General features: G+C 37.3%; 23 protein-coding genes and 1 pseudogene. 2 read left to right on the top strand and 22 right to left on the bottom strand.

Translation table 11 applies throughout. The features are described from left to right. Positions 1 to 148: 148 nt before the first annotated feature. The 19 genes and pseudogenes from rplK to C1H58_RS09310 all read right to left on the bottom strand — a co-directional run bounded on the left by rplK (position 149) and on the right by C1H58_RS09310 (position 16,505). Positions 149 to 571, bottom strand: a complete 423-nt coding sequence (rplK, locus tag C1H58_RS09220; protein WP_016424296.1) for a 50S ribosomal protein L11 — start codon at positions 569 to 571, stop codon at positions 149 to 151. A 161-nt stretch (positions 572 to 732) separates the two neighbouring features. Next, complete coding sequence (gene nusG, locus C1H58_RS09225; RefSeq protein ID WP_016424295.1) at positions 733 to 1,281, bottom strand: transcription termination/antitermination protein NusG; 549 nt, start codon at positions 1,279 to 1,281, stop codon at positions 733 to 735. Positions 1,282 to 1,300: 19 nt separating this feature from the next. Next, on the bottom strand, positions 1,301 to 1,480 hold the full coding sequence (gene secE / locus C1H58_RS09230; protein ID WP_016424294.1) for a preprotein translocase subunit SecE: 180 nt from the start codon (positions 1,478 to 1,480) through the stop codon (positions 1,301 to 1,303). 18 nt (positions 1,481 to 1,498) lie between these two features. Then, positions 1,499 to 1,641, bottom strand: a pseudogene (gene rpmG, locus C1H58_RS09235) (50S ribosomal protein L33). A 68-nt stretch (positions 1,642 to 1,709) separates the two neighbouring features. Further along, positions 1,710 to 2,246: a sigma-70 family RNA polymerase sigma factor gene (locus tag C1H58_RS09240; RefSeq protein ID WP_165546030.1), complete on the bottom strand. Its 537-nt coding sequence runs from the start codon at positions 2,244 to 2,246 to the stop codon at positions 1,710 to 1,712. 120 nt (positions 2,247 to 2,366) lie between these two features. Beyond that, positions 2,367 to 2,891 (bottom strand): NYN domain-containing protein, encoded by a 525-nt coding sequence (locus C1H58_RS09245; RefSeq protein ID WP_050346070.1) that lies wholly within the window; start codon positions 2,889 to 2,891, stop codon positions 2,367 to 2,369. Between the two features lie 3 nt (positions 2,892 to 2,894). Continuing rightward, positions 2,895 to 3,644 carry a 23S rRNA (guanosine(2251)-2'-O)-methyltransferase RlmB gene (gene rlmB, locus C1H58_RS09250; protein WP_165546020.1) on the bottom strand — a complete coding sequence of 250 codons (750 nt, stop codon included), beginning with the start codon at positions 3,642 to 3,644 and terminating at the stop codon, positions 2,895 to 2,897. 5 nt (positions 3,645 to 3,649) lie between these two features. After that, positions 3,650 to 4,039, bottom strand: a complete 390-nt coding sequence (locus C1H58_RS09255) for a Mini-ribonuclease 3 (RefSeq protein ID WP_037559176.1) — start codon at positions 4,037 to 4,039, stop codon at positions 3,650 to 3,652. Positions 4,040 to 4,043: 4 nt separating this feature from the next. Beyond that, a complete protein-coding gene (gene cysS, locus C1H58_RS09260; protein WP_165546021.1) occupies positions 4,044 to 5,444 on the bottom strand; it encodes a cysteine--tRNA ligase in 1,401 nt (466 codons plus the stop codon). Then, the gene (gene cysE / locus C1H58_RS09265) at positions 5,428 to 6,057 is read right to left on the bottom strand and encodes a serine O-acetyltransferase (protein WP_171839470.1); all 630 of its coding nucleotides are present in this window, start codon (positions 6,055 to 6,057) and stop codon (positions 5,428 to 5,430) included. Before cysE ends, cysS begins: the two co-directional genes overlap by 17 nt. 387 nt (positions 6,058 to 6,444) lie before the next feature. Continuing rightward, positions 6,445 to 7,899 (bottom strand): glutamate--tRNA ligase, encoded by a 1,455-nt coding sequence (gene gltX / locus C1H58_RS09270; RefSeq protein ID WP_050331769.1) that lies wholly within the window; start codon positions 7,897 to 7,899, stop codon positions 6,445 to 6,447. A gap of 76 nt (positions 7,900 to 7,975) precedes the next feature. Continuing rightward, entirely contained in the window at positions 7,976 to 8,455 is a 480-nt protein-coding gene (ispF, locus tag C1H58_RS09275) for a 2-C-methyl-D-erythritol 2,4-cyclodiphosphate synthase (protein ID WP_050346074.1), read from the bottom strand. Next, a complete protein-coding gene (ispD, locus tag C1H58_RS09280) occupies positions 8,448 to 9,146 on the bottom strand; it encodes a 2-C-methyl-D-erythritol 4-phosphate cytidylyltransferase (protein ID WP_165546022.1) in 699 nt (232 codons plus the stop codon). Before ispD ends, ispF begins: the two co-directional genes overlap by 8 nt. Continuing rightward, entirely contained in the window at positions 9,147 to 10,208 is a 1,062-nt protein-coding gene (locus C1H58_RS09285; RefSeq protein WP_016424284.1) for a PIN/TRAM domain-containing protein, read from the bottom strand. It abuts the gene before it with no gap. Positions 10,209 to 10,224: 16 nt separating this feature from the next. Further along, entirely contained in the window at positions 10,225 to 11,595 is a 1,371-nt protein-coding gene (gene radA, locus C1H58_RS09290; protein ID WP_165546023.1) for a DNA repair protein RadA, read from the bottom strand. Between the two features lie 430 nt (positions 11,596 to 12,025). Beyond that, a complete protein-coding gene (locus tag C1H58_RS09295; protein WP_050346076.1) occupies positions 12,026 to 14,488 on the bottom strand; it encodes an ATP-dependent Clp protease ATP-binding subunit in 2,463 nt (820 codons plus the stop codon). A 17-nt stretch (positions 14,489 to 14,505) separates the two neighbouring features. Then, the gene (locus C1H58_RS09300) at positions 14,506 to 15,510 is read right to left on the bottom strand and encodes a protein arginine kinase (RefSeq protein WP_050346077.1); all 1,005 of its coding nucleotides are present in this window, start codon (positions 15,508 to 15,510) and stop codon (positions 14,506 to 14,508) included. Next, positions 15,500 to 16,030 carry a UvrB/UvrC motif-containing protein gene (locus tag C1H58_RS09305; RefSeq protein ID WP_165546024.1) on the bottom strand — a complete coding sequence of 177 codons (531 nt, stop codon included), beginning with the start codon at positions 16,028 to 16,030 and terminating at the stop codon, positions 15,500 to 15,502. Before C1H58_RS09305 ends, C1H58_RS09300 begins: the two co-directional genes overlap by 11 nt. A 13-nt stretch (positions 16,031 to 16,043) precedes the next feature. Beyond that, positions 16,044 to 16,505 (bottom strand): CtsR family transcriptional regulator, encoded by a 462-nt coding sequence (locus C1H58_RS09310; RefSeq protein ID WP_016424279.1) that lies wholly within the window; start codon positions 16,503 to 16,505, stop codon positions 16,044 to 16,046. Positions 16,506 to 16,669: 164 nt separating this feature from the next. Between C1H58_RS09310 and C1H58_RS09315 the strand changes: the two genes are divergently transcribed. Further along, on the top strand, positions 16,670 to 17,875 hold the full coding sequence (locus C1H58_RS09315) for a NupC/NupG family nucleoside CNT transporter (protein ID WP_050331776.1): 1,206 nt from the start codon (positions 16,670 to 16,672) through the stop codon (positions 17,873 to 17,875). A 173-nt stretch (positions 17,876 to 18,048) separates the two neighbouring features. On the opposite strand, the gene pdxT is transcribed toward C1H58_RS09315, so the two are convergent. Both pdxT and pdxS read right to left on the bottom strand, forming a co-directional pair. Then, complete coding sequence (pdxT, locus tag C1H58_RS09320; RefSeq protein ID WP_165546025.1) at positions 18,049 to 18,633, bottom strand: pyridoxal 5'-phosphate synthase glutaminase subunit PdxT; 585 nt, start codon at positions 18,631 to 18,633, stop codon at positions 18,049 to 18,051. A 1-nt stretch (position 18,634) separates the two neighbouring features. Then, a complete protein-coding gene (pdxS, locus tag C1H58_RS09325; protein ID WP_165546026.1) occupies positions 18,635 to 19,522 on the bottom strand; it encodes a pyridoxal 5'-phosphate synthase lyase subunit PdxS in 888 nt (295 codons plus the stop codon). Between the two features lie 108 nt (positions 19,523 to 19,630). On the opposite strand from pdxS, the gene pdxR reads away from it, so the two are divergent. Next, complete coding sequence (gene pdxR / locus C1H58_RS09330) at positions 19,631 to 21,031, top strand: MocR-like pyridoxine biosynthesis transcription factor PdxR (RefSeq protein WP_165546027.1); 1,401 nt, start codon at positions 19,631 to 19,633, stop codon at positions 21,029 to 21,031. 169 nt (positions 21,032 to 21,200) lie between these two features. On the opposite strand, the gene C1H58_RS09335 is transcribed toward pdxR, so the two are convergent. Beyond that, positions 21,201 to 23,129 carry an FUSC family protein gene (locus tag C1H58_RS09335; RefSeq protein ID WP_165546028.1) on the bottom strand — a complete coding sequence of 643 codons (1,929 nt, stop codon included), beginning with the start codon at positions 23,127 to 23,129 and terminating at the stop codon, positions 21,201 to 21,203. Between the last annotated feature and the right edge of the window lie 484 nt (positions 23,130 to 23,613).

Below are 23,613 nucleotides of genomic sequence, written 5' to 3' on the forward strand. Positions count from 1 at the left end.
CACATTTACTTGCTTCAAGCAAGTTGAGCGCAGATAGTCCCTAGCACAAATCTGTGCGAATCACAATGAATACTTTCTTGTTCATAGGCTATCTGCGTTCTTACGAAAATTTATCTTCTCATTGTCTTATTTGTTAATCAGTTGGTGATTACTCAACAATAATACCCATACTACGTGCAGTACCTTCAACGATACGCATAGCTGCTTCTTCGTCTGCAGCATTTAAGTCAGGCATTTTAGTGTTAGCAATTTCACGTACTTGATCTTTTGTTACTGTAGCAACTTTAGTTTTGTTTGGTTCACCAGAACCTTTTTCAATACCAGCTGCTTTTTTAAGTAATACAGCTGCAGGTGGTGTTTTAGTAATAAATGTAAATGAACGATCTTCATAAACATAAATTTCAACCGGAATAATTAAACCTGCTTGTTCTTGTGTACGTGCGTTAAATTCCTTTGTGAAAGCCATAATGTTCACACCGGCTTGACCTAATGCAGGACCAACTGGTGGTGCTGGGTTTGCTTTACCTGCTGGAATTTGTAACTTAACTACTTTTTCTACTTTTTTAGCCACGATGTGCACCTCCTTGATATCGTGATGTGGTCACAGGGCTCAATTTTGCCCTCCCACTCTTAACATTTCGTGACGAAATGTAGCGCTATGAATGCGCGACTTCGTAATTGTAACATTTTCATACGCTGAATACAACTCATTTTTTATAACTTTTTACACGTTTAGAGTTTTTCTATTTGATCAAATTCAACTTCAACTGGTGTTTCGCGTCCAAACATATCGACTAATACAGTCAACTTAAATTTATCCGCTTCAATTTCACTGATTTCGCCCACTTGATTTGCAAACGGCCCAGAAGTAATACGGACTTGTTCACCTAAATCCACTTCAACATCGATTGTCTTTTCTTTCATGCCCATTTGCTTAAGAATAAAACGTGCTTCATCTGGTAATAATGGGTTAGGCTTTGAACCTGCCCCAGCTGATCCTACAAATCCAGTTACACCTGGTGTATTTCTAACAACGTACCATGATTCATCAGTCATCACTAGCTCAACTAATACGTAACCAGGAAATGTTTTCTTCATTTGCTTTTTAGCTTTTCCATCTTTAACTTGTGTCTCTTCTTCTTCAGGAATCACAACTCTAAAGATTTGTTCTGTCATGTTCATTGACTCAACACGTTTTTCTAAATTCTTTTTCACTTTATTTTCATAACCAGAGTAGGTATGTACTGCATACCAACGTTTTGCCCCTAACTCTTCAGACATGCTGACAACTCCTCATTCACTATTTTATCATTTTAATTAATTGACCAATTCCAATATCTAAACCGTAGAAGAATAACAAAAAGAATAGCACTGTCATGACTACGATTGTTGTGTATTTTACAAGTTCTGGTCCAGTTGGCCAGCTTGTTTTTTCCATTTCGGATTTAACGCCTCGGAAAAAGCTTTCTTTTTTTGGCATAACGAAAATCCCTCCTATTTACTTAGATTCCTTATGAAATGTATGTGTATTACATTTTGCACAGAATTTTTTTAATACGAGCCGGTCAGTTTTATTGATCGTTTTCGGTACATGGTAGTTACGGTTCCACATTCCTCGCAATTTAATGGCACTTTTTTCAACTTATTTCACCTTGCTTCTATAATACCAGTTTACTATACATAAGTTTATGTTCAATTGTCAAACCACACTATTCGTCCAAAAGTACTTTCAATTTCTTACGGATTCGATAGATGGCATTATATATTTTTTTATCTTCAGCCTTTAATGCCAATGCAATTTCTGACGGTTTCCATTCCTCAATCAGATATTTCAACACCTGCATTTCAAAATGACTTAATCCACGATCCGCTAATTTTAATACTTCATGACAAAATTGTTGTGATGTACACCCACTTTGATATTGTTGTACTAACATAACTTGGTATTGCGTCGTATAACGTTCAATATAGTTGTCGAATAGCCGTTCATGCGTCATCTTTTTACGGCGATAGTCTATTTTACGTAAATAAATTGCACGATGAATATAATGTTCGAAAGGGACATCGTAATAAAAATTCTCGCTTTGTATCTTTTTAAAAATAGCTAGCAACACTTCTTGGATAAGATCTTCGCAATCTGCCGGCATGATACTAAAGTCACTAAAACTTTTTCGTGCATATTGCTCAATGTAAGTGATTAATTGTACGATTGCCTCTGGTTGCCGAGCCTTTACTTGTGCAACCATTACTGAAAAAGCATCATCTAATTCATATTGATATTGATAAAGCATATGCGTTCTTCCTCGCCTTCGAAAAATATGCTTTATCATACCTATTCATAACAGCTTCAGACAACTTGCGAAATCTTATTCTTCGGACTCGCCTCGCCTTAATTTCTCAAATTCAGACAATACTTCTTCAGATAAGTGAATCCGTGTTCTCGGCTTCTGCTCATGAAAATGATGCATCGACTTTGTGACGGTCTCTTTATTTTCTTTTAAATGTCGCCACATTTCTCTTGAAGATAAACGATAAGCACCTGTACCAAAAATAGCATGTTGTTCACTCATATCACTTGTTACAACTGTGATATGCGTTGTATGTTTGTTGTAAATGTTGTAAACATAACGCTCAATAAAACTATCTGCCGTTTCATTTTCTTTCGTAAAAATAACATGCACACCATGATAGACAGATTCTGACTGAGGCGTGCCTTGTTCATATGCATCAAAAACACAGACGATTTTCCCTTTTACGACCGCATTATAGTTTGCGATTTCAATCAGTAGTTGCTCTCTTGCTTCTTCTAAGTTTTCTTTAGCTACTCGACTTAATTCTGGAGACTGACCTATCATGTTGTACCCGTCAATGATTACATAATAGTCTTTCATCTTTTAATCTTCACCGCCAATGGGCCGCCGTTTTCTAAACACTTCATACATCATTAAACTTGCTGCAACAGAAGCATTCAAACTATTCACATGGCCAACCATAGGAATTTTAATATAAAAATCACACTTTTCTTTCACACGACGGCTCATTCCTTGACCTTCACTTCCGATAACAATAGCTAACGGAACGTCCACTTGCATTTGTCTATAATCTGTCGCATGATTTGCTTCTGTGCCCGCTATCCAATAGCCTTTATCTTTCAATTCATCCATCGTTTGAGATAGATTCGTGACTCTAATAACCGGGACATGTTGAATCGCTCCAGTAGACGCTTTAGCTACTGTTTGTGTCAATGCAACAGAGCGTCTTTTCGGAATAATAATCCCATCCACACCTGTTGCATCTGCTGTTCTCAATATCGACCCTAAATTATGCGGATCTTCTAAGCCATCTAAGATCAATACTGTAGAAAGTGTCTCTTTTTCAGCTTGTTGCTTTAAGAAATGATCCAATGTCTCATATTCGTAAGGAGCAACATAAGCTGCTACGCCTTGATGAGGTGCGCTCGCAATTTGGTCTAATTTTGATTTTGGAACGGTTTGTACAACAAGTTTTGCCGATTTTGCAGCTTTTAAAATATCTTCAATCTGTTGCTTTTTAATGCCTTCTTGAATCAGTATTTTATTAATGGTATGTCCTGTTGTCACAGCTTCTCTTACTGCATGACGGCCAACAATGATTTCTGAATCCATTTCATTCAACGCCTTTCTTCTACATATTCAACTATTGTCGTTAATAATGCTTCAAGTCTCGCATTTTGTTGATCTAAATATAAATAGCCAATCAGTGCTTCTAAGCCAGAACTTTTTCGATAGGTTTGAATATCTGTGTTTTTCGCTTTTGTATAACTTTTAGCATTACGTCCACGTCGAATGATATCTCGTTCTTCTTCTGTAAACCAATTGTTTTCAATTAAAGCTTCAAGTGTTGCAGCCTGACTTTTAGCCGAGACAAATCTTTTCGCTTCTTGATGCAAGCGGTTCGGTTTGCTCTGTAATTTGAGAATGATATATGTACGGACGTGCTGATCTAAAACAGCATCGCCCACATACGCTAAAGAGAGTGGATTTAATAATTTTTTGTTGATGTCATTAGCCACGTTTAAATCTCACGCCCTGTGGTGTATCTTCAAGAATAATATTTTGTGCTTTTAGTTGATCACGAATTTCGTCTGCACGTGCAAAATCTTTAGCTTTTCTAGCTTCATTTCGCTCTTCAATTAATTTTTCAATCTCTTCATCAAGCAGTTGCTCATCTTTTTGAGAAGTGAGTGGAATACCCAGTACCTCACTGAAAATTTGGAATACTTCTTTAAAACGTTGAATCACTTGTGTCGACGTATTATCTTCTAACATGTATTTATTTGTAAGCTTAACTAAATCATACCACGCTGTAATGGCATTCGCTGTATTAAAATCATCGTCCATCACTTTTTCAAATTGCTCAAGTACTTGTTCAATTTGTTCTAAATAATTCGTATCGTCTACAAGATCTGTAGCAACCGCTTCTCGTTCAATAAGGGCTTGATAACTGTTACGAATACGCTCAAGACCACTACGTGCCGCTTCTACACGCTCGATGTTATAGTTAATTGGACTTCTATAATGTACGCTGATCATAAAGAAACGCAATACATCTGGATCGACCTCTTTAATAATATCGTGAACTAAAATAAAGTTACCTAATGATTTACTCATTTTTTCGTTGTCGATATTAATAAAGCCGTTATGCATCCAATAGTTTGCAAATGGTGCATGATTATGCGCTTCTGATTGTGCAATTTCATTTTCATGATGAGGGAATTGTAAATCACTGCCACCAGCGTGGATATCAATCGTTGCGCCTAGTTTTTCATAGGCCATAACTGAGCATTCGATATGCCAACCCGGACGTCCTGTACCAAACGGACTTTCCCAACTGATTTCACCCGGTTTTGCTTTTTTCCACAAAGTGAAGTCTAAAGCTTCTTCTTTTTGTTCACCTTGTTCAATCCGAGCACCAATTTTCAAATCATCGATAGATTGATGACTTAACTTTCCATAACCATCAAATTTGCGCGTTCTGAAGTATACATCTCCGCCACTTTCGTAAGCATAGCCTTCATCTATTAAATTTTGAATAAATTGGATAATATCATCCATATGCTCCATAACGCGTGGGTTGCATGTTGCGGGTTTGACATTTAATGCGCCCGTATCTTCGTGGAATGCTTTTATATAACGATCTGCAATTTCAGGTACTGTTTTCCCGAGTTCTTGAGAGCGTTTAATAAGTTTGTCATCGACATCTGTGAAATTTGATACATAATTCACTTCATAACCTTTATATTCGAAATAGCGTCTGACAACATCATAATTAATAGCTGGACGTGCATTTCCAATATGAATGTAATTGTAAACAGTCGGCCCGCAAACGTACATTTTGACTCTCCCAGGTTCAATCGGTTTAAAAGTTTCTTTCTGACGCGTTAGTGTATTATATAATGTAATCATCTTTAATCTCTCCATTTTTAGTTTGTTCAAGTTGTCGCTCAAGCTGCTTGAGTTGTTCATAAATAGGGTCAGGCAAATTGAGATGATCAAACGTTTTACCGGTGCGAATGCCGTCTTGTTTTACCACACGACCAGGAATGCCTACAACAGTTGTATAACTAGGCACATTTCTTAATACAACAGAGTTGGCACCGATGTTGACATTCGAGTCTACTTTAATATTTCCTAATACTTTAGCCCCTGCTGCAATCAAGACATTGTCTCCGATATCAGGGTGTCTTTTACCTTTTTCTTTCCCAGTCCCTCCTAAAGTCACACCTTGGTAAATCGTTACGTTATCACCTATTGTACATGTCTCTCCGATAACGACACCCATGCCATGATCGATAAAAAGACGACGTCCAATTTTAGCGCCTGGATGGATTTCTATACCTGTAAAAAAGCGAGAAACTTGAGATATGACACGCGCTAATGTGAAGCGTTTTTTATTATATAAACGATGTGCAATAAGATGACTCCACACGGCATGCAAGCCCGCGTATGTTGTAATCACTTCAAAAGTTGAACGCGCTGCTGGGTCTTGTTCAAAGACCATTTTTACATCATCCATCATTCGTTTGATCACTGTATTCCCTCCTAAAATGGTTATTCTTATTCCTTAGTATAAAAAACACCTCTGACATAAATTATGTCAGAGGTGCTTAAGCACGGTTCCACTCTCAATTAGTATATCGACGAGAATCATTCAATTCTCTTTGACCTACTCACTCATTAATTATTTAATTCTTCTTAATAAAGGTGCATTCAACAAATTTTGTGATGTACTTGCAGCAACCGTACACTCTCTAAAACACGCAATTTGCCTACTAATCCTTTATTCAAATCAAAATTCACCTTTATGGTAGTGGATTTTGAATGTGATATCAAGTTATAAATTTGGAAACGGCTTGAAAACAATCTAAATCGCTCTTTAAGCCTCATTTTAGAATTAAGCCAGTCATTACAATAATTGATTAATTCGACGAAGTACTTTTGTTTTGCCAAGCACTTCCATTGTATTCGGCAATTCTGGTCCATGCATTTGTCCAGTTACCGCAACACGAATTGGCATGAAGAGTTGTTTACCTTTAATGCCAGTTTCTTTTTGGACTTCTTTAATTTTCTTTTTAATTTCAGCAGCTTCAAATGGCTCTAACGCTTCTAATTTACCATATAGTGCATTCATTAATTCAGGAACTTGTTCACCATTCAACACTTCTTGTGAAGCTTCGTCTAATTCTTTTTCGTCTCGGAAAAATAGCTCTGATAAAGGTACAATTTCTCCAGCATAGCTCATTTGTTCTTGATAAAGTGCCACGAGCTTACGTCCCCAGTCTAATTCAGCTTCTGATGGTGATTCAGGTATCAAACCAGCTTTAATCATATGCGGTAATGTCATCTCAAAAACTGTTTCCGAATCTTTTTCTTTCATGTATTGGTTGTTAATCCAAGCCAATTTTTGTTTATCGAAAAATGCAGGTGATTTTGATAGACGCTTTTCAGTAAAGATATCGATCAATTGTTCTTTAGAAAAGATTTCTTCTTCACCTTCAGGAGACCATCCTAATAATGCGATAAAGTTAAATAATGCTTCTGGTAAATAACCTAATTCTTTATATTGCTCAATAAACTGTAAAATTTGACCGTCACGTTTGCTTAACTTTTTGCGTTGCTCATTCACGATTAATGTCATATGTGCAAAACGAGGCGGTTCCCAACCAAATGTTTCATAAATCATTAATTGTTTCGGTGTGTTAGAAATATGGTCATCGCCACGAATCACATCTGTAATTTCCATATAGTGATCATCTACAGCAACTGCAAAGTTGTATGTTGGAATACCATCTTTTTTCACAATTACCCAGTCGCCGAAGTTATCAGATTCAAAAGAAACTGTCCCTTTCACCATGTCATCGAACTGATATGTTTTATTTTGTGGTACACGTAAACGAATAGCAGGCTTACGTCCCTCTGCTTCAAATTGCTGTCTTTCTTCTTCTGTTAGATGGGCATGTTTACCACCATAACGTGGCATCTCACCGCGTTCGATTTGTGCTTGACGCTCTGCTTCTAATTCTTCTTCCGTCATGTAACATTTGTACGCTTTGTCTTCAGCTAACAATTGATCCACAAGAGGTTGATAAATGTGACCACGTTCAGATTGACGATATGGACCATAACCTTTATCTTGATCCACAGATTCATCCCAATCTAAACCTAACCATTTTAAATTTTCAAATTGTGAAGCTTCACCATCGGCAAGGTTACGCTTAGTATCCGTGTCTTCAATACGAATCACAAAGTCTCCATCATAGTGTTTCGCGAATAAATAGTTAAATAATGCAGTACGTGCGTTACCGATATGCAAATAACCTGTTGGGCTTGGTGCATATCTGACTCTTACTCGGTTACTCATTTCGTTCACTCCTGTTTTGTTCTTCAATTTTTTAATTATAACATGTCATATGATATTGTGTATATGTTACTTTCAACTATGCTTGCGTTGTTAAAGATACGATTGCTTGTGCTGCGATACCTTCTTGACGACCTGTAAAACCTAACTTTTCACTTGTCGTTGCTTTTACATTGACTTGTTGTATTGCGACTTCAAACAAATCAGCAATGACAGCACGCATTTCATCAATATAAGGGCGGAATTTAGGGCGCTCAGCAATGATGGTTGCGTCAATATTATTAATAATATAGCCTTCATCTTTAACTTGTTCATATGCAGCGACTAACAACTTTTTAGAATCTGCATCTTTGAACTGTGGGTCTGTGTCAGGGAATAATTTTCCAATATCTCCTAGTGCACATGCACCTAACATAGCGTCAGTGATAGCATGAAGTAAAACATCGGCATCGCTGTGGCCTTTTAACCCGTGTGTATGCGGCACTTCAATACCACCGATAATTAATGGGCGCGTTTCGTCAAAAGCATGAACGTCATAACCTAATCCAACTCTATACATGATTTTCTTTTCTCCTTTTATCAAATATTGCTTCCGCATATGTAAGGTCTTCTTCTGTCGTTACTTTAATATTATCATAGTCACCTTCAACCATATAAATCGGCTGGCCAGAAGCTTCTAAAAGCGAGGCGTCATCAGTGCCATTGATTTTTTTAGTCACCGCATCATCATAGGCTGTTTTTAAATGCTGAAATTTAGAACCCTGTGGTGTTTGAACTTGCCATAAAGCGGAACGGTCTAAAGTTTGTGACACAAACTGATTTTGAACCAATTTAATCGTGTCTTTCGCTTTAACACCTACAATAGCCGCGCCATATGCTTCGATTGCTAAAGTAACCTCTTTAATGGTTTGGTGTGTAATAAAAGGTCTCGCGCCATCATGGACGAGTACAACTTCATCTTCAGCCACATTCATATGTTGGATAACTTTATGAATGCTTTCTTGGCGTTCTTTCCCGCCTTCAATTAAGCCTTTAATTTTATTATAAGGCGCTAAAATATTTTGTAATCGCTCACGGTCTCTTGGATGGATGGCTAAATAAATGCTTTCACATTGATCATCTTTTTGAAATACGTCTATCGTATGTTCTAAAATTGTACGTCCTGCAACACGAATCAATAATTTATTATAAGCACGTCCCATTCGATTTCCGGTACCTGCTGCCGGTATGATCACATGATAATTTGTCATTTATTCCTCCACCTTTTTTGCAAATATGATGCGCCCAGAAGCTGTCTGTAACATACTAATCACTTCCAAAGGAATCGTTTGATTAATATATTGCTTCGCATCGTCGACCACGACCATCGTTCCGTCATCAAAATAACCTACACCTTGACCCGGTTCTTTACCTACTTTAGTTATCATAAGGTCAAATCGGTCTCCTTGATGCACTTCTGGACGAATTGCGTCTGATAAATCATTAACATTCAACACTTTAATGCCTTGAATACTACAAACTTTGTTTAAATTATAATCCGTTGTAATCACGTGAGCACGATAATGTTGCGCCAATCTTACGAGTAAATCATCAATATCATGGTGACTTCGCTGTGGATGAACAATACGTGTCGGATGTTTTGACATATGAATCGCATTAAGAATCTCTAAGCCACGACGCCCTTTGTCACGTTTAATACTATCATTAGCATCAGCCACAACTTGCAACTCGTTAATCACACCTTGCGGAATTAAAATCTCACCATCTATAAAGCCCGCTTCCATAATTTTTAATATTCTACCATCTATAATTGCGCTCGTATCAATAATTTTCGGTACAGCGTTACGCGCGCTAATTGCCATCGAACGTGCCATGTTTTCCGGTAAAAACAGCAACATTTCATCTCGTTTTTTAAGACCGAATTGGAAACCTAAATAACTTAAAATTAAAGTTAAAATAATCGGGATAATACGATTAATAAAGTCTGTCCCAATAAATTCTAAAATAAAAGAAATCATAACAGAAATGAGCAAGCCCATAAACAGACCAATTGTCGCAAATATAATTTCAATCGCACTGTATCCTAACACAAATTGCTCTAAGTCTTTAATAGCATATGCAATACGTGGAATAAACCAACCAAATAATAAAAACATCAAAACTGTACCCATAAACGCTGCAAAATAGCTATTTTCTATCATCGGTGGATGACTGACTTCAAAGTCTACAACAATCTCAGGAATCAATACAATGCCTAAGACACTCCCGATAACAATGTACGATAGGATAACGAGCAGTTTGACAAAATCCATTTTTCCTCCCTCCTTTCTATTTTTTTATGGCATATTTTAATGCTTCATTTACAGTAGAAACACCAATCACTTCAATACCTTGCGGGAATTGCCATCCCCCTATATTTGTTTTAGGTAAGATCACACGTTTAAAACCGAGTTTTGCCGCTTCTTGTACCCGTTGTTCGATACGGGAAACGCGTCGTACTTCCCCTGTTAATCCAACTTCTCCAATAAAACAATCTAATCCATCGACAGCTTGGTCTTTAAAACTTGATGCTGTTGCGATAATAATACTTAAGTCCACTGCTGGCTCAGACAACTTCACGCCTCCTGCTACTTTAATATAGGCGTCTTGTTGTTGTAATAAATAGCCTTCTTTTTTCTCTAACACTGCCATTAATAAACTCAAGCGATTATGATCAATACCTGTAGCCATTCGTCTAGGATTATTGAATGTCGTCGGCGTAACGAGTGCTTGTACTTCAATAAGTAATGGACGTGTCCCTTCCATCGTCGCAACGATCGTTGAGCCAGGTACATTGGTAGAACGCTCTTCTAAAAACATCTCTGATGGGTTCAATACACTTTTCAATCCGGATTGTTTCATTTCGAATATGCCCATTTCATTCGTAGAACCAAAACGGTTTTTAACAGCTCTTAAAATACGATAAGCATGATGTTCATCGCCTTCGAAATACAACACCGTATCCACCATGTGTTCTAACAAACGCGGTCCAGCAATTTGGCCTTCTTTTGTCACATGTCCTACAATGAAAGTAGCAATATTCATTTGTTTTGCAATATGCATTAAGCTTTGTGTACTTTCACGAACTTGTGACACGGATCCTGGAGCCGAACTAATCTCTGGATGATAAATCGTTTGAATTGAGTCCACTACAATAAGCTCCGGTTCAATTTTCTTCACTGCTTCATGAATCACTTCTAAGTCGGTCTCAGCAAAAACATTCAATTGACTCGCATCTTCGTCAAGTCGATCCGCCCTTAACTTTGTTTGATTAAGTGACTCCTCACCTGTAATATATAATACATTTTTACTTTGGGAGAGTGCTGCACACATTTGTAATAACAGCGTTGATTTCCCTATACCTGGGTCACCACCAATGAGGACGAACGATCCTTCTACGATACCTCCACCGAGTACACGGTTAAACTCATCACTATTTGTTAGGATACGCGGTGCTTGTTCTTGTTTAATTTCATTTAGTTTTTGAATTTTGGAAGTACTCGTTTTTTGAGATCTGACCCCATGTTTAGGGCTCGCTACTTTTTGTTCTATCGACTCTTCCATTGTATTCCATGCACCACAATTTGGGCATTTGCCCATCCATTTTGGAGATTGATAACCACAAGCTGTACATTCAAATATCACTTTCTTTTTCGCCACAAGGCCACCCCCATCTCTTCGGATAACATATCTATTTTATACTTGTTAAAGATTTAAGACAAATTTTGCGTAAGGCTGGTTGTACTTCACACTACAACCTATGAAATAAAGCGCAATCATTCAATGTTCATCGCAATTAACACCGTATCCATTGTCGATTTTAATACATATCTAAACTTTACTTGTGTGCCTGTTGCAAGCATTCGGATACTGGTCAACTTGAACAAAAACAAAGCTACTTAACAAAAGGATAACAATGCTAATGATTTTCTATTTTATATCTATCACTCTAATAAATACAACATAAAAGGAGACGATCTCTTATTTATCATAAGATTTAATCGTCTCCTTAAAAGCATGTGACTCAAAAGCAAATGGTTATGCACTCTTTTTTAATCACTTTAAATACGTCAGTTCTTTTCAGACATTTTTACGATGATGCTTCAGATGTTGTTGCTTGATCTGATTCTCGTTCAGAAATGTCGTATTGGAAAGATTCACCGTCAAAGTCAACAGTAACGTTTTTACCTTCTAATTCTTTACCTTCTAAGATTAACTCACTTAAGTTATCTTCAACTGTTTTTTGAATTGCGCGAATTAATGGACGTGCACCATATTCTGGATCATAACCTTCAGCGGCAATTTTATCTTTCGCTGCATCTGTAACACTCACATGAATGTTTTGTTCAGATAAGCGATCTGTTAATTTACCTACCATCATTGTTACGATTTCTTTCAATTCTTCTTTATTAAGTTTGTGGAATACAATGATGTCGTCAACACGGTTTAAGAACTCTGGACGGAACGCATTTTTCAATTCTTTCATCATTGTTTTTCGAATTGTTTCGTAGTCGTTACCTTCTGAATTGCCACCAAAGCCTGCAAATCGTTGGTCTTGCAATTCTTGTGCACCGACGTTAGAAGTCATAATAATGACTGTATTTCTGAAATCTACTCGGCGACCTTTCGTGTCAGTCAAGTGACCATCGTCTAACACTTGTAATAAGATGTTAAATACATCTGGGTGCGCTTTTTCAATTTCATCAAATAAAATAACTGAGTATGGTTTACGACGTACTTTTTCAGTTAATTGACCTCCGTCATCGTGACCTACATATCCAGGAGGGGCACCAACCAAACGACTCACTGCATGTTTTTCCATAAACTCACTCATGTCAACGCGAATCATCGCATCTTCTTCACCAAACATAGATTGCGCTAATGCACGCGCAAGTTCTGTTTTACCTACACCTGTTGGTCCTAGGAAAATAAAGCTACCAATTGGACGTTTAGGATCTTTTAAGCCTGCACGCGCACGACGAACGGCTTTAGAAATAGCAGCAACTGCATCATCTTGACCAATTACACGTTGGTGTAATGTTTCTTCCAAGTTGAGTAATCGATCTGATTCTGTTTCGTTCAAACGTGTTAGTGGAATACCTGTCCAACCCGCAATAACTTCTGCAATATCTTCAGGGACAAGTGTTGTGTGTTGGCCACCTTGGTTATTTTTCCATTCATTTTTAGCTTCTTCGTACTGCGTTTCTAATTTTGTTTGCTTATCTCTTAGATTTGCAGCATTTTCGAATTCTTGTGCGTGGACTGCAGCATCTTTTTCTTTTTTCACCTGTTCAATTTGTACTTCAATCTCTTTTAAGCTTGTTGGTGTTGTATGGCTTTTTAAGCGTACTTTTGAACTAGCTTCATCAATTAAATCAATCGCTTTATCTGGTAAGAAACGATCTTGTACATAACGATTACTTAATTTTGCAGCAGCTTCAATCGCTTCGTCGGAAATGTTAATTCTGTGGTGTGCTTCATAACGATCACGTAAGCCTTTTAAAATTTCAATTGTATCCGTAACACTTGGTTCATCTACTTGTACTGGTTGGAAACGTCGTTCAAGTGCAGCATCTTTTTCGATGTGTTTACGGTACTCATCTAATGTTGTGGCACCAATACATTGTAGTTCACCACGTGCAAGGGCAGGTTTTAAAATATTTGAGGCGTCAATTGCACCTTCTGCACCACCCGCACCAATGAGTGTATGCAATTCGTCAATGAATAAAATGACATTGCCTGCTTGGTGAATTTCTTCCATTACTTTCTTAAGACGTTCTTCAAACTCACCACGGTATTTTGTACCTGCGACAACAGTTCCCATATCTAAAGACATGACACGTTTATCTTTTAATGTTTCTGGAACTTCATTGTTGACGATTGCTTGAGCAAGACCTTCCGCAATAGCAGTTTTACCTACCCCAGGTTCACCGATAAGAACAGGATTGTTTTTTGTACGTCGACTTAACACTTCAATCACACGTGTAATTTCAGCATTTCGGCCTACCACTGGATCTAACGTACCGTCTTTAGCAATAACTGTTAAATCTCTTGCTAATCCATCTAAAGTTGGTGTGTTGTTTGATTTAGCTGCTTGTGCACCTTTATTAGACATTTCTGGGCTACCTAACGCTTTAACAACTTGTGCACGTGCTTTAGTAATATTTAAATCTAAGTTTGCAAATACACGTGCAGCTACACCTTCGTTTTCACGGATTAAGCCAAGTAAAATGTGCTCTGTTCCTACAAAGTTGTGCTGTAATTTACGTGCTTCATCCATTGAAAGTTCAATGACCTTTTTAGCACGTGGTGTATAGTGTAACGCGCCCATTTGTTCTTGACCATGTCCAATCAATTTTTCTACTTCTGCAACAACTTTATCTTCTGTAATATCAAAACTTTCTAATACTTTTGCCGCAATACCTTCTGGTTCTTTCATTAAACCTAGTAGTAAGTGCTCTGTTCCAATATTAGAGTGATTTAAGCGAATTGCCTCTTCTTGTGCATGTGCTAAAACACGCTGCGCACGTTCTGTTAATCTTCCAAATAACATATGCCAACCTCCTAGTTTTATATATGCGTTCTTAAAATTTCTGCTCTTTTGGCTTCAATGGATTGTTCTTCTGCATCATCAATTAAAAATGGCGATTGAATCGCAATCATTAATTCATTAAATCGAAAGTCTTCCATTTCTAAAATGCCCAAATCAACACCTAATTTAATATCACTTAAACGATATGATGCTTCCTCTACCGAAATTAAACGACTATATTTTAATATACCCAATGAACGATAGATTCTATCAAGTGTCTCAGTATGATTGTGTTGATTTAAACGATCTCGTAATGCGAGTTCTTCATTAATAATTTGATGAACTAATTCTGTTAATGCATCAATAATTTCTTGTTCACTTTTACCAAGTGTTAATTGATTTGAAACTTGATAAACATGTCCATAAACTTGCGAACCTTCACCGTAAATGCCTCTAATCGTAAAACCAAATCGGTTAATCGTTTGTGCAATACGATTCATTCGCTTCATAATAGACAACCCTGGCAAGTGCAACATCACACTCGCACGCATACCTGTGCCAACATTCGTCGGACAAGTTGTCAAATAACCCAGTTGTTCATCATAACTGATATCGAGTGAAGCATCTAAGACGTCATCTATTTTAGAAGCTTTTTGATAAAGCGTATCTAATGATAAATCGTTGCCCATTGCTTGAATACGTATATGGTCCTCTTCATTTACCATTACACTAATAGATTCATCTTCGTTCAACAATACAGCAGATGCGGGTTGCTTTGTCAGCTCTGGGCTAATTAAATGCTTAGCCACTAACTTATATTTACTTTGTTGATCTAATTCATCTAATCTTAAAACTTTCATATCCTTTAAAACATCTTGAACTTCATTAATCACACGATGTCCTTCCTCTTCAGACGGGAACATCAAAGGATGTACATGATTTTCAAGATTACGCGCTAACCGAATACGTGAAGACATAATCACAGGTTGTGATTGAACTTCTTGCATCCAATCACTCATGTGCTGATCAAGATTATTCGTCATCAGATTTGGACACCTCACTTTGTTGTTGGAGTGCTTGAATTTCATCTCGTACAATCGCCGCTTCTTCAAAAGCTTGTTTTGAAACAAGTGATTCAAGATGTGCACGTTTTTCTTCAAGTTGTTTTTTCAATGCCCGTTTTTGTTGTGACGACTGTGGACATTTTCCAGAATGTTCAATATGACCACCTTGGACACGTCTCACAATGTCATAAACATCTTCTTTGAAAGTTTGATAACAATCATGACAGCCGAACTTGCCGACATGCGCAATATCTTTTAATGTCATTTGACAAGTTGGACAGCGCTTTTCTTCTCGATAAACCACTTGATCGACACTCAAGCCGTGTTTAGCTGCCAAATGTTGTAAAATTTGTTTGATGACAAAAGTCCCTTCAACATCCTCTGCTTCTTGCCAATCATCGTCAGACTGTCCATAGATAGGTTGCTGTGACAATTTGACTTGCTGACGGTAAGGGATTGTCGCTTGATGTCGTTCAAGTTTGTATTTATCGGTATTCATAGCACATCATCCTTTAATAATAGTTAATAACCGGTAGTAGGCGTTTCAAAATATTTGCCCGGATAATATCTCTTGCGGCCACATCCATTTTCAATGTTTCCCTATCTACAATCGCTGCAATCATTTTGGCTTCTCTTTCAGTAATCAAGTTGTTTTCCAACAAACCATCTATGATATAAAGCGCTTGTTGCTGAGAAATGGCAGGTCCAATTAATTCCATCAGACGTTTAATATAATTCCCTTGATCTTTTGTTTCAACTTTTGTGATTCGAATATACCCGCCGCCACCACGTTTACTTTCTATTTCATAACCATGTTCATTCGTGAATCGTGTTTTGATGACATAATTCAACTGAGATGGTACGCAATCAAAACGCTGTGCAATGTTTGCGCGTTGAATTTCAACAACGTCATCTTGTGCTTCTTCAAATAACTTTTTAATGTACTGTTCTATGATGTCAGACATATTGTGCATCGTATCACCTCTTTTGACCATCTTTGACTATATTATAGAACCCACTTTGACCTTTTTCAACCAATTTGATTTTAAATTTATAAAATTGCTATGTTACTGCTTACATTTTTGGTGTATGATAGTTCTAGTGAAATTTAATTTTGAAAAGCAGAGGTGGAACTCACATGCATATTTTAATTGGGGTTGTTGGGATTGTTGTATTTTTAGCCCTAGCTTTTTTAGCAAGTTCTGATAAAAAGCACGTTCGTTGGCAATATATTGGCATCATGCTTGTTATCCAACTTGTTTTAGCATTTTTCTTACTTAAAACAAATATTGGGATTCAAATTGTCGGCGGTATTGCTACTGGGTTTGGTTATTTATTAAAACAAGCTGCAGTCGGTGTCGATTTTGTATTTGGTGGTTTAGCCAACAAAGGCGCATCGCCTTTCTTCTTTAATGTATTACTGCCAATTATTTTTATTTCCGCGTTGATTGGTATTTTGCAATACACAAAAATCTTACCATTAATTATTAACGTTCTTGGATTTTTAATTTCTAAAATTAACGGTATGGGTCGTTTAGAATCATATAATGCGGTAGCTTCTGCTATTTTAGGACAATCCGAAGTGTTCATTTCATTAAAAAAACAACTTCCTTATATTCCTAAACATCGCTTATATACATTAACCGCTTCAGCAATGTCTACAGTATCAGCATCAATTGTCGGTGCCTACTTTACACTTGTTGAACCTAAATATGTTGTAACCGCAGTGGTATTAAACTTATTCGGTGGTTTCATTATTGCCTCTATTATTAATCCATATAAAGTCAACGAAGAAGACGACAAATTATTGATTGAAGAAGAGAAAAAGCAACAATCTTTCTTTGAAATGTTGGGCGAATATATCTTAGATGGATTTAAAGTTGCTGTTATTGTAGGTGCGATGTTAATCGGTTATATCGCTTTAATCTCATTACTCAATGGTATCGTAGGCGGTATTATCAGTTTAGTTTCTGGTGGTCAATTGGATTGGAATTTCCAAACATTGATTGGTTTCATTTTCGCACCATTAGCATTTTTAACAGGTATTCCTTGGCATGATGCAGTTCATGCAGGTTCAATTATGGCTACAAAGCTTCTATCTAATGAATTTGTAGCAATGACTGAATTAGGAAAAGCAAACGGGCTTTCACCTCGTACACTAGGTGTTGTCTCTGTATTCTTAGTATCTTTTGCGAATTTCAGTTCGATCGGTATTATTTCCGGAGCCATTAAATCTTTAAATGATGAAAAAGGTGACATGGTTGCACGCTTTGGACTTAAATTATTATTTGGTGCTACATTAGTATCATTTGTGTCTGCAACAATCGCAGGTTTCTTCTTATAATTGAAATCGAATTTTTTATAAAAAGAAGCGCTAAGATGATTTATTAATAGAAAATCATCTTAGCGCTATTTATTTTGGGATTGATTTCCAGCTCAATCGCTTTGATATTTGATGTCCTTATCATCCTAGATTATCACTTGATGCATAACCATGAGATTGGATAAGGACAACTATCATTCAGCTGCGGTTCTTTGCGATGTGCTGTTCGGGATAACCTGTTCTATAAAATACTGTGTCATACTGTAATCATCTGTTAATTCTGGATGAAATGAGATTCCTAAGTATTGATTTTGACGAACTGCGATAATCTTATCTTCAACTCGACCTAAAATCTCTACATGTGGCGCTGCAGATTGGATATGAGGCGCTCTAATAAAGACACCCTCTACAGGTTGATTTATCCCTTTAATTTGAAGCTCTGATTCAAAACTGTCAATTTGACGACCAAATGAATTGCGTTCTACAGTAATATCCAATTTTTGTAAATAGCCTTCTTCGTCAACGATATCTTGCGCAAGCACAATCAAGCCTGCACAAGTGCCAAACATTGGCAATTGTGATTCGCGTAATGCTTCTTTAAAACCATAAAGTCCCATTAAGCGACGTAACGTTGTTGACTCACCACCAGGGATAATTAACCCTTCTATTTCTTCTAATTGTGCTACTTTTTTAATTGGCACACCTTCATGCCCCGTAGCTTCAATATGTCGAATGTGCTCACGAACAGCACCTTGTAATGCAAGTACTCCGATTTTCATTTTACCAACCACGCTCTTGCATACGTTCTTCTAATGAAAGTTGATTAATATCTAATCCTTTCATTGCAGTACCTAATTTTTTAGCTAACTCGCCAATGAGTTTGTAGTCTTGATAATGTGTTGTCGCTTGTACAATAGCTTTAGCAAAAGTTTCTGGATCTTCTGATTTAAAGATACCTGAACCAACGAATACACCATCTGCACCTAATTCCATCATTAATGCGGCGTCTTGAGGTGTTGCGACACCACCAGCTGCAAAGTTTACAACCGGTAAGCGACCATGTGCTTTAATATCTTTTAAGATTTCATAAGGTGCACCTAAGTTTTTCGCTTCAGTCATTAATTCGTCATCACTCATCACTGTGATACGCGCCACTTCTTGATTAACTTGGCGCATATGACGTACCGCTTCAACGATATTTCCTGTACCTGGTTCGCCTTTAGTTCGAAGCATCGCAGCACCTTCGCCAATACGACGTGCAGCTTCTCCTAAGTTTCGGCATCCACATACAAATGGTACGGTATAATCACTTTTCTTTAAGTGGAAGACTTCATCAGCAGGTGTTAATACTTCTGATTCATCAATGTAGTCCACACCCATTGCTTCTAAAACCCTTGCTTCTGTAATATGGCCAATACGACATTTAGCCATGACTGGAACAGATACCGCATTCATTACTTCTTCTACTATAGAAGGATTACAAGCACGTGCGACACCACCAGCAGCACGAATATCTGATGGTACACGCTCAAGTGCCATGACTGCAACAGCACCAGCTTCTTCCGCAATTTTTGCTTGTTCAGCGTTAACCACGTCCATGATAACGCCACCTTTTTGCATTTCTGCCATACCGCGTTTAACACGCTCTGATCCGATTAATTTTGACATAGGTGATTGTCCTCCTTTTCATACGTTCACAAGTAGATTATACTAATAACTGAACTGGTTAAAGTGTCAGAATAACAAAAAATAAGCGGGTCAGATTGGAGTAATAAGATGGAAATGTTAATGTTCGATATCCAGCAGTCACAAAATTCACCTATCTACATTCAACTATATGAAAATATTAAAAAAAGTATAATTAATGGGAGTATGCAAGAGGGTGAAAAATTGCCTTCAAAAAGACAACTCAGTCAGTACTTATCTGTAAGCCAAACGACTGTTGAGAATGCGTATGCACAACTTATAGATGAGGGCTATATTTATAGCAAACCTAAATCTGGGTTTTATATTAGTGCGATTGAGACGCTCCCCTTTATTAACGAAAACCCTGCACCATCACCACAACGTTCCTTAACATCAGAACATAACCCTCAATATGCATTCAAATTAGGGATGGTGGATCAAACTCATTTTCCTTTTGAGCAATTTCGTAAATATGCGAAAGAAGCATTTGAGGAACCTCAATATCCGCTAGTTGAGATAGGTCATAGACAAGGTGACTATGCATTAAGACAACAAATTAGTCAGTATTTATTTCATAGCCGCGGGGTACAAGCGACACCCGAACAAGTGATTGTCGCTTCTTCAACTGAACAATTGTTGTCTATCATTACAGATCTATTACCATCCCATAGCCAATTCATGTTAGAAGACCCTATTTATCCTCAAGTCCATCAATTACTAAAGCGAAAGCATATTCCTTTTCGCTTTATTCCAGTAGAAAAAGATGGGATTGCAATTGAAACAATAAACCAAACTGAAGATAACATCGTATACATTACACCGAGTCATCAATTTCCGAGTGGGGTAACGATGCGTTTGAATAAACGGATGCAACTCCTAAAATGGGCACATCAAAGCAAAGATCGATTTATTATTGAAGATGACTACGATTCAGAATTTCGATATGAAGGTAAGCCCATTCCCGCACTTCAAGGTCTCGATCAATCAGGACGTGTCATTTATGTGAGTACTTTCTCAAAATCTATTTCACCATCCATTCGTATCGCCTACGCAGTTTTACCTGAAGCATTACTTCAACGTTATCATGCACTTCAAAATCTTGAAGGAGGGACTGTTCCGAGACATACACAATTTATGGTCACACGTTTTATGCAGACCAATCAATTTGAGCGTCATTTAAATCGGATGCGAAAAATTTACAGACAAAAGCGAGATAAAGTTTTAAACGCTTTAAAACAGTACCCCGAATTATTCACTATCAACGGTGAAAAAACAGGTATGCATTTTATTATTACCATCCAAAATGGTTGGGATAAAGCAACATGTATCCGTCAGCTTAAAGCAAATGATATCGATATCCATCCCCTTTCTGATTATTCATTCGACAAAGTAAAAGGGCCCCCTCGTTTTGTATTGGGATTTGGTGGGATTCCTATGGATAAAATTGAAGCACACACACAACAACTCATTGCTAGTTTTAATGCAGACTAAGACAGAACTCAATGCTATCAACCACTGACAGATCTCTGATAATCAAATCAATGTAAGATAGGCCTCTATTGGCAAAAGGCTTTCAGTAAATCATCATAAAAAGGGATCACGTACACTAAATTGATTTTAGACACGCAATCCCTTTTTTCTATATGACTAAATAAATAGACTAATCTTTTAATAAATTTGGATTTCTATGATTTTGATAATCGTAAAGTTCAATATTTTGTAACTGCATCAATGAGCGACGTAACTGCGCATAGTACTCTAATTTAGGTAGATCTATCAATTGAGTTTGGTATCGCCCTTGCTCAAATAATTTAGCAACATTTTCAAAAGCAACTAAATACTGTCCCATAGCTTCGTTATTCAAGTATTTAGGCTTATCATCATATAAGGCTTGAATTAACTTAAAACTCATCTGTTCAAGTATAAACATTGCTGGATATAAATACTGTGTCCGCTTTCGATTAGATAGCAACTCGCCATAAGCAAAACGATACATGGTTTCCATATTATCGATATTGAGTTTTAGCCGTAGCCTTTCACGATAACGATTGTATGATGTCTCTTCACTTTTACTAGAAAATATAGTGTGAAACATTTGTGCTTCAATACGAGTCACATCGGCAATAATTTCGGGCAAGCGTTTGGAAGCAAGACGTCTTCCGATAATCATCACACCTATCACAGCGATTAAAATCCCTACTGTTGTATCTAATAATCTCGGCACCGCAATCATAATCGTTAAGTTACCTTGAGCAAGACCACTCAGTAAAATCACTTGAACTGTAATCGCAAACATCGCTAGAGCATAATTCGCACCAATCAACATCTCAGTTAACGCACCACTTAAACAGAGTAAAATGACTGCAATGATAAGGGGCGGATGAAACATTAAAATCATGACTGCAATCCCTACACCTACAATCGTTCCAAACCAACGTGCACCTGCGCGCTCAACACTGGCAATCGTCGTACCACCAAGTAAAACCGTATGGGCACTTAATGGAATCCAGTACGCCCTTTCAAAGTCAAAAATTAAAGCAATCAAAATGGCAATGCCTATAATGACTGAATATTTTACTGTAGAGATAAAATTCATTGACTCTGGCGTTAAATTATAACGTAATCTTTTCCAATACTGAGGCGATTGGATAGTCTCATTTTTAGAAATTGTAGCATCGGGGGCAGTTAAAATTTCATCAACTTTAAAAATCAATTCCACTAAATTTTCATACTCTGGTGAGACATCCACATGTTTTTTCCAAGTGTGATGGCTATGTGACGGAGCTAAAATTTGGTTCATCACAAACGTCACCATATCAGATATAATTTCAGGAATAGGCCGATGCCCCTTCGCATTGAGCTCTAATAACTCTGAGTAAATCCCTTCAGCAGCATGATGTAATAACGTCAAACGTTGAGAATCAATGGACTTGTTCTTTAGAAGTGAGCGCGATGTTTGAAGTATTTCAGAAGTAGAAATTAAAGTACGAACGACTGTCTTCGTTAAGTCATTAAACTTTACTTGATCATTGAAGTGGTCAATGAGCGACTGGATTTGCTTAAACTCTTGAGCAACTGCATCATACTCCGGCTGTTCTTTTCTCAGCTTAATCTCAATGTAAACAAACAAGAGAGCCATTAAACCCCCTACTCCTACCATAGCACCTCGAAACGCAAAAGCTTGTGGGTCATGAGGCATCACGCTCGATAAGCTATATGCAATAATAAAGAACGTAGATGAAGGACCGGGAATGTTAAGAGTACTGAAAATATAGTATGGCACTACCGCTACAATTAAAAGACAAATTCCAAATAATAAAGGCGTGCCTGAAGTTAATGTCCCTAACATCATTGCCACCGTCAGGCCTAAAGCCGAAAAAGTAACCGCCCGTAATCGGGAATTAAATGTCCCCTTAAAGACATAGATATTGGCAAACGTTCCAATTGTCGCAAGGAGTGTCGCTGAAAAGTTATTAAAAATCATCCCAAAACATAGTGGTAAAAACATTAACAGTCCTTGACGAAACGCCCGTTGAAAATCAATTTTATGACGATCTATATAGGTCACATTTTTTAAATAGTTCATCATCGAGGTGCTCCCCTCCCTTATATTTACCGTCTTACCTCTATATATATAAAAGAAAAATCGTCGAGCATACTTTGCTTATTTGATATTTAAGACGGTACAATCCAATCACTTTCAAATACTTTCTAATGATTTTCCTAAAGTATTACAACTTCTACGATTGATGATCACGTCCCATATTGTAACATGACAGATTCCATGTTGGTGTCATCATTATCATTTTTATGGTAAACGCTGCAATATATGTAGAATCATTGTAGTAAGAGACTAATTGTTTTTATACTCGAAATAAAAAATAACGGTTAGTGATTATTTTACCAACCGTTAAAAATATATAACATATAAAAATACATCCCAAAAGGTGAGAAATCATCTTTTGGGATGTATGCGGCTCATCGCATCCAATTATGCGTTAATTTTTGCTTGGCAACGTCCTACTCTCGCGGAACGTCAGTCCGACTACCATCGGCGCTAAAGAGCTTAACTT

Source organism: Staphylococcus sp. 191 (assembly GCF_011174885.1).
Taxonomy (GTDB): domain Bacteria; phylum Bacillota; class Bacilli; order Staphylococcales; family Staphylococcaceae; genus Staphylococcus; species Staphylococcus coagulans.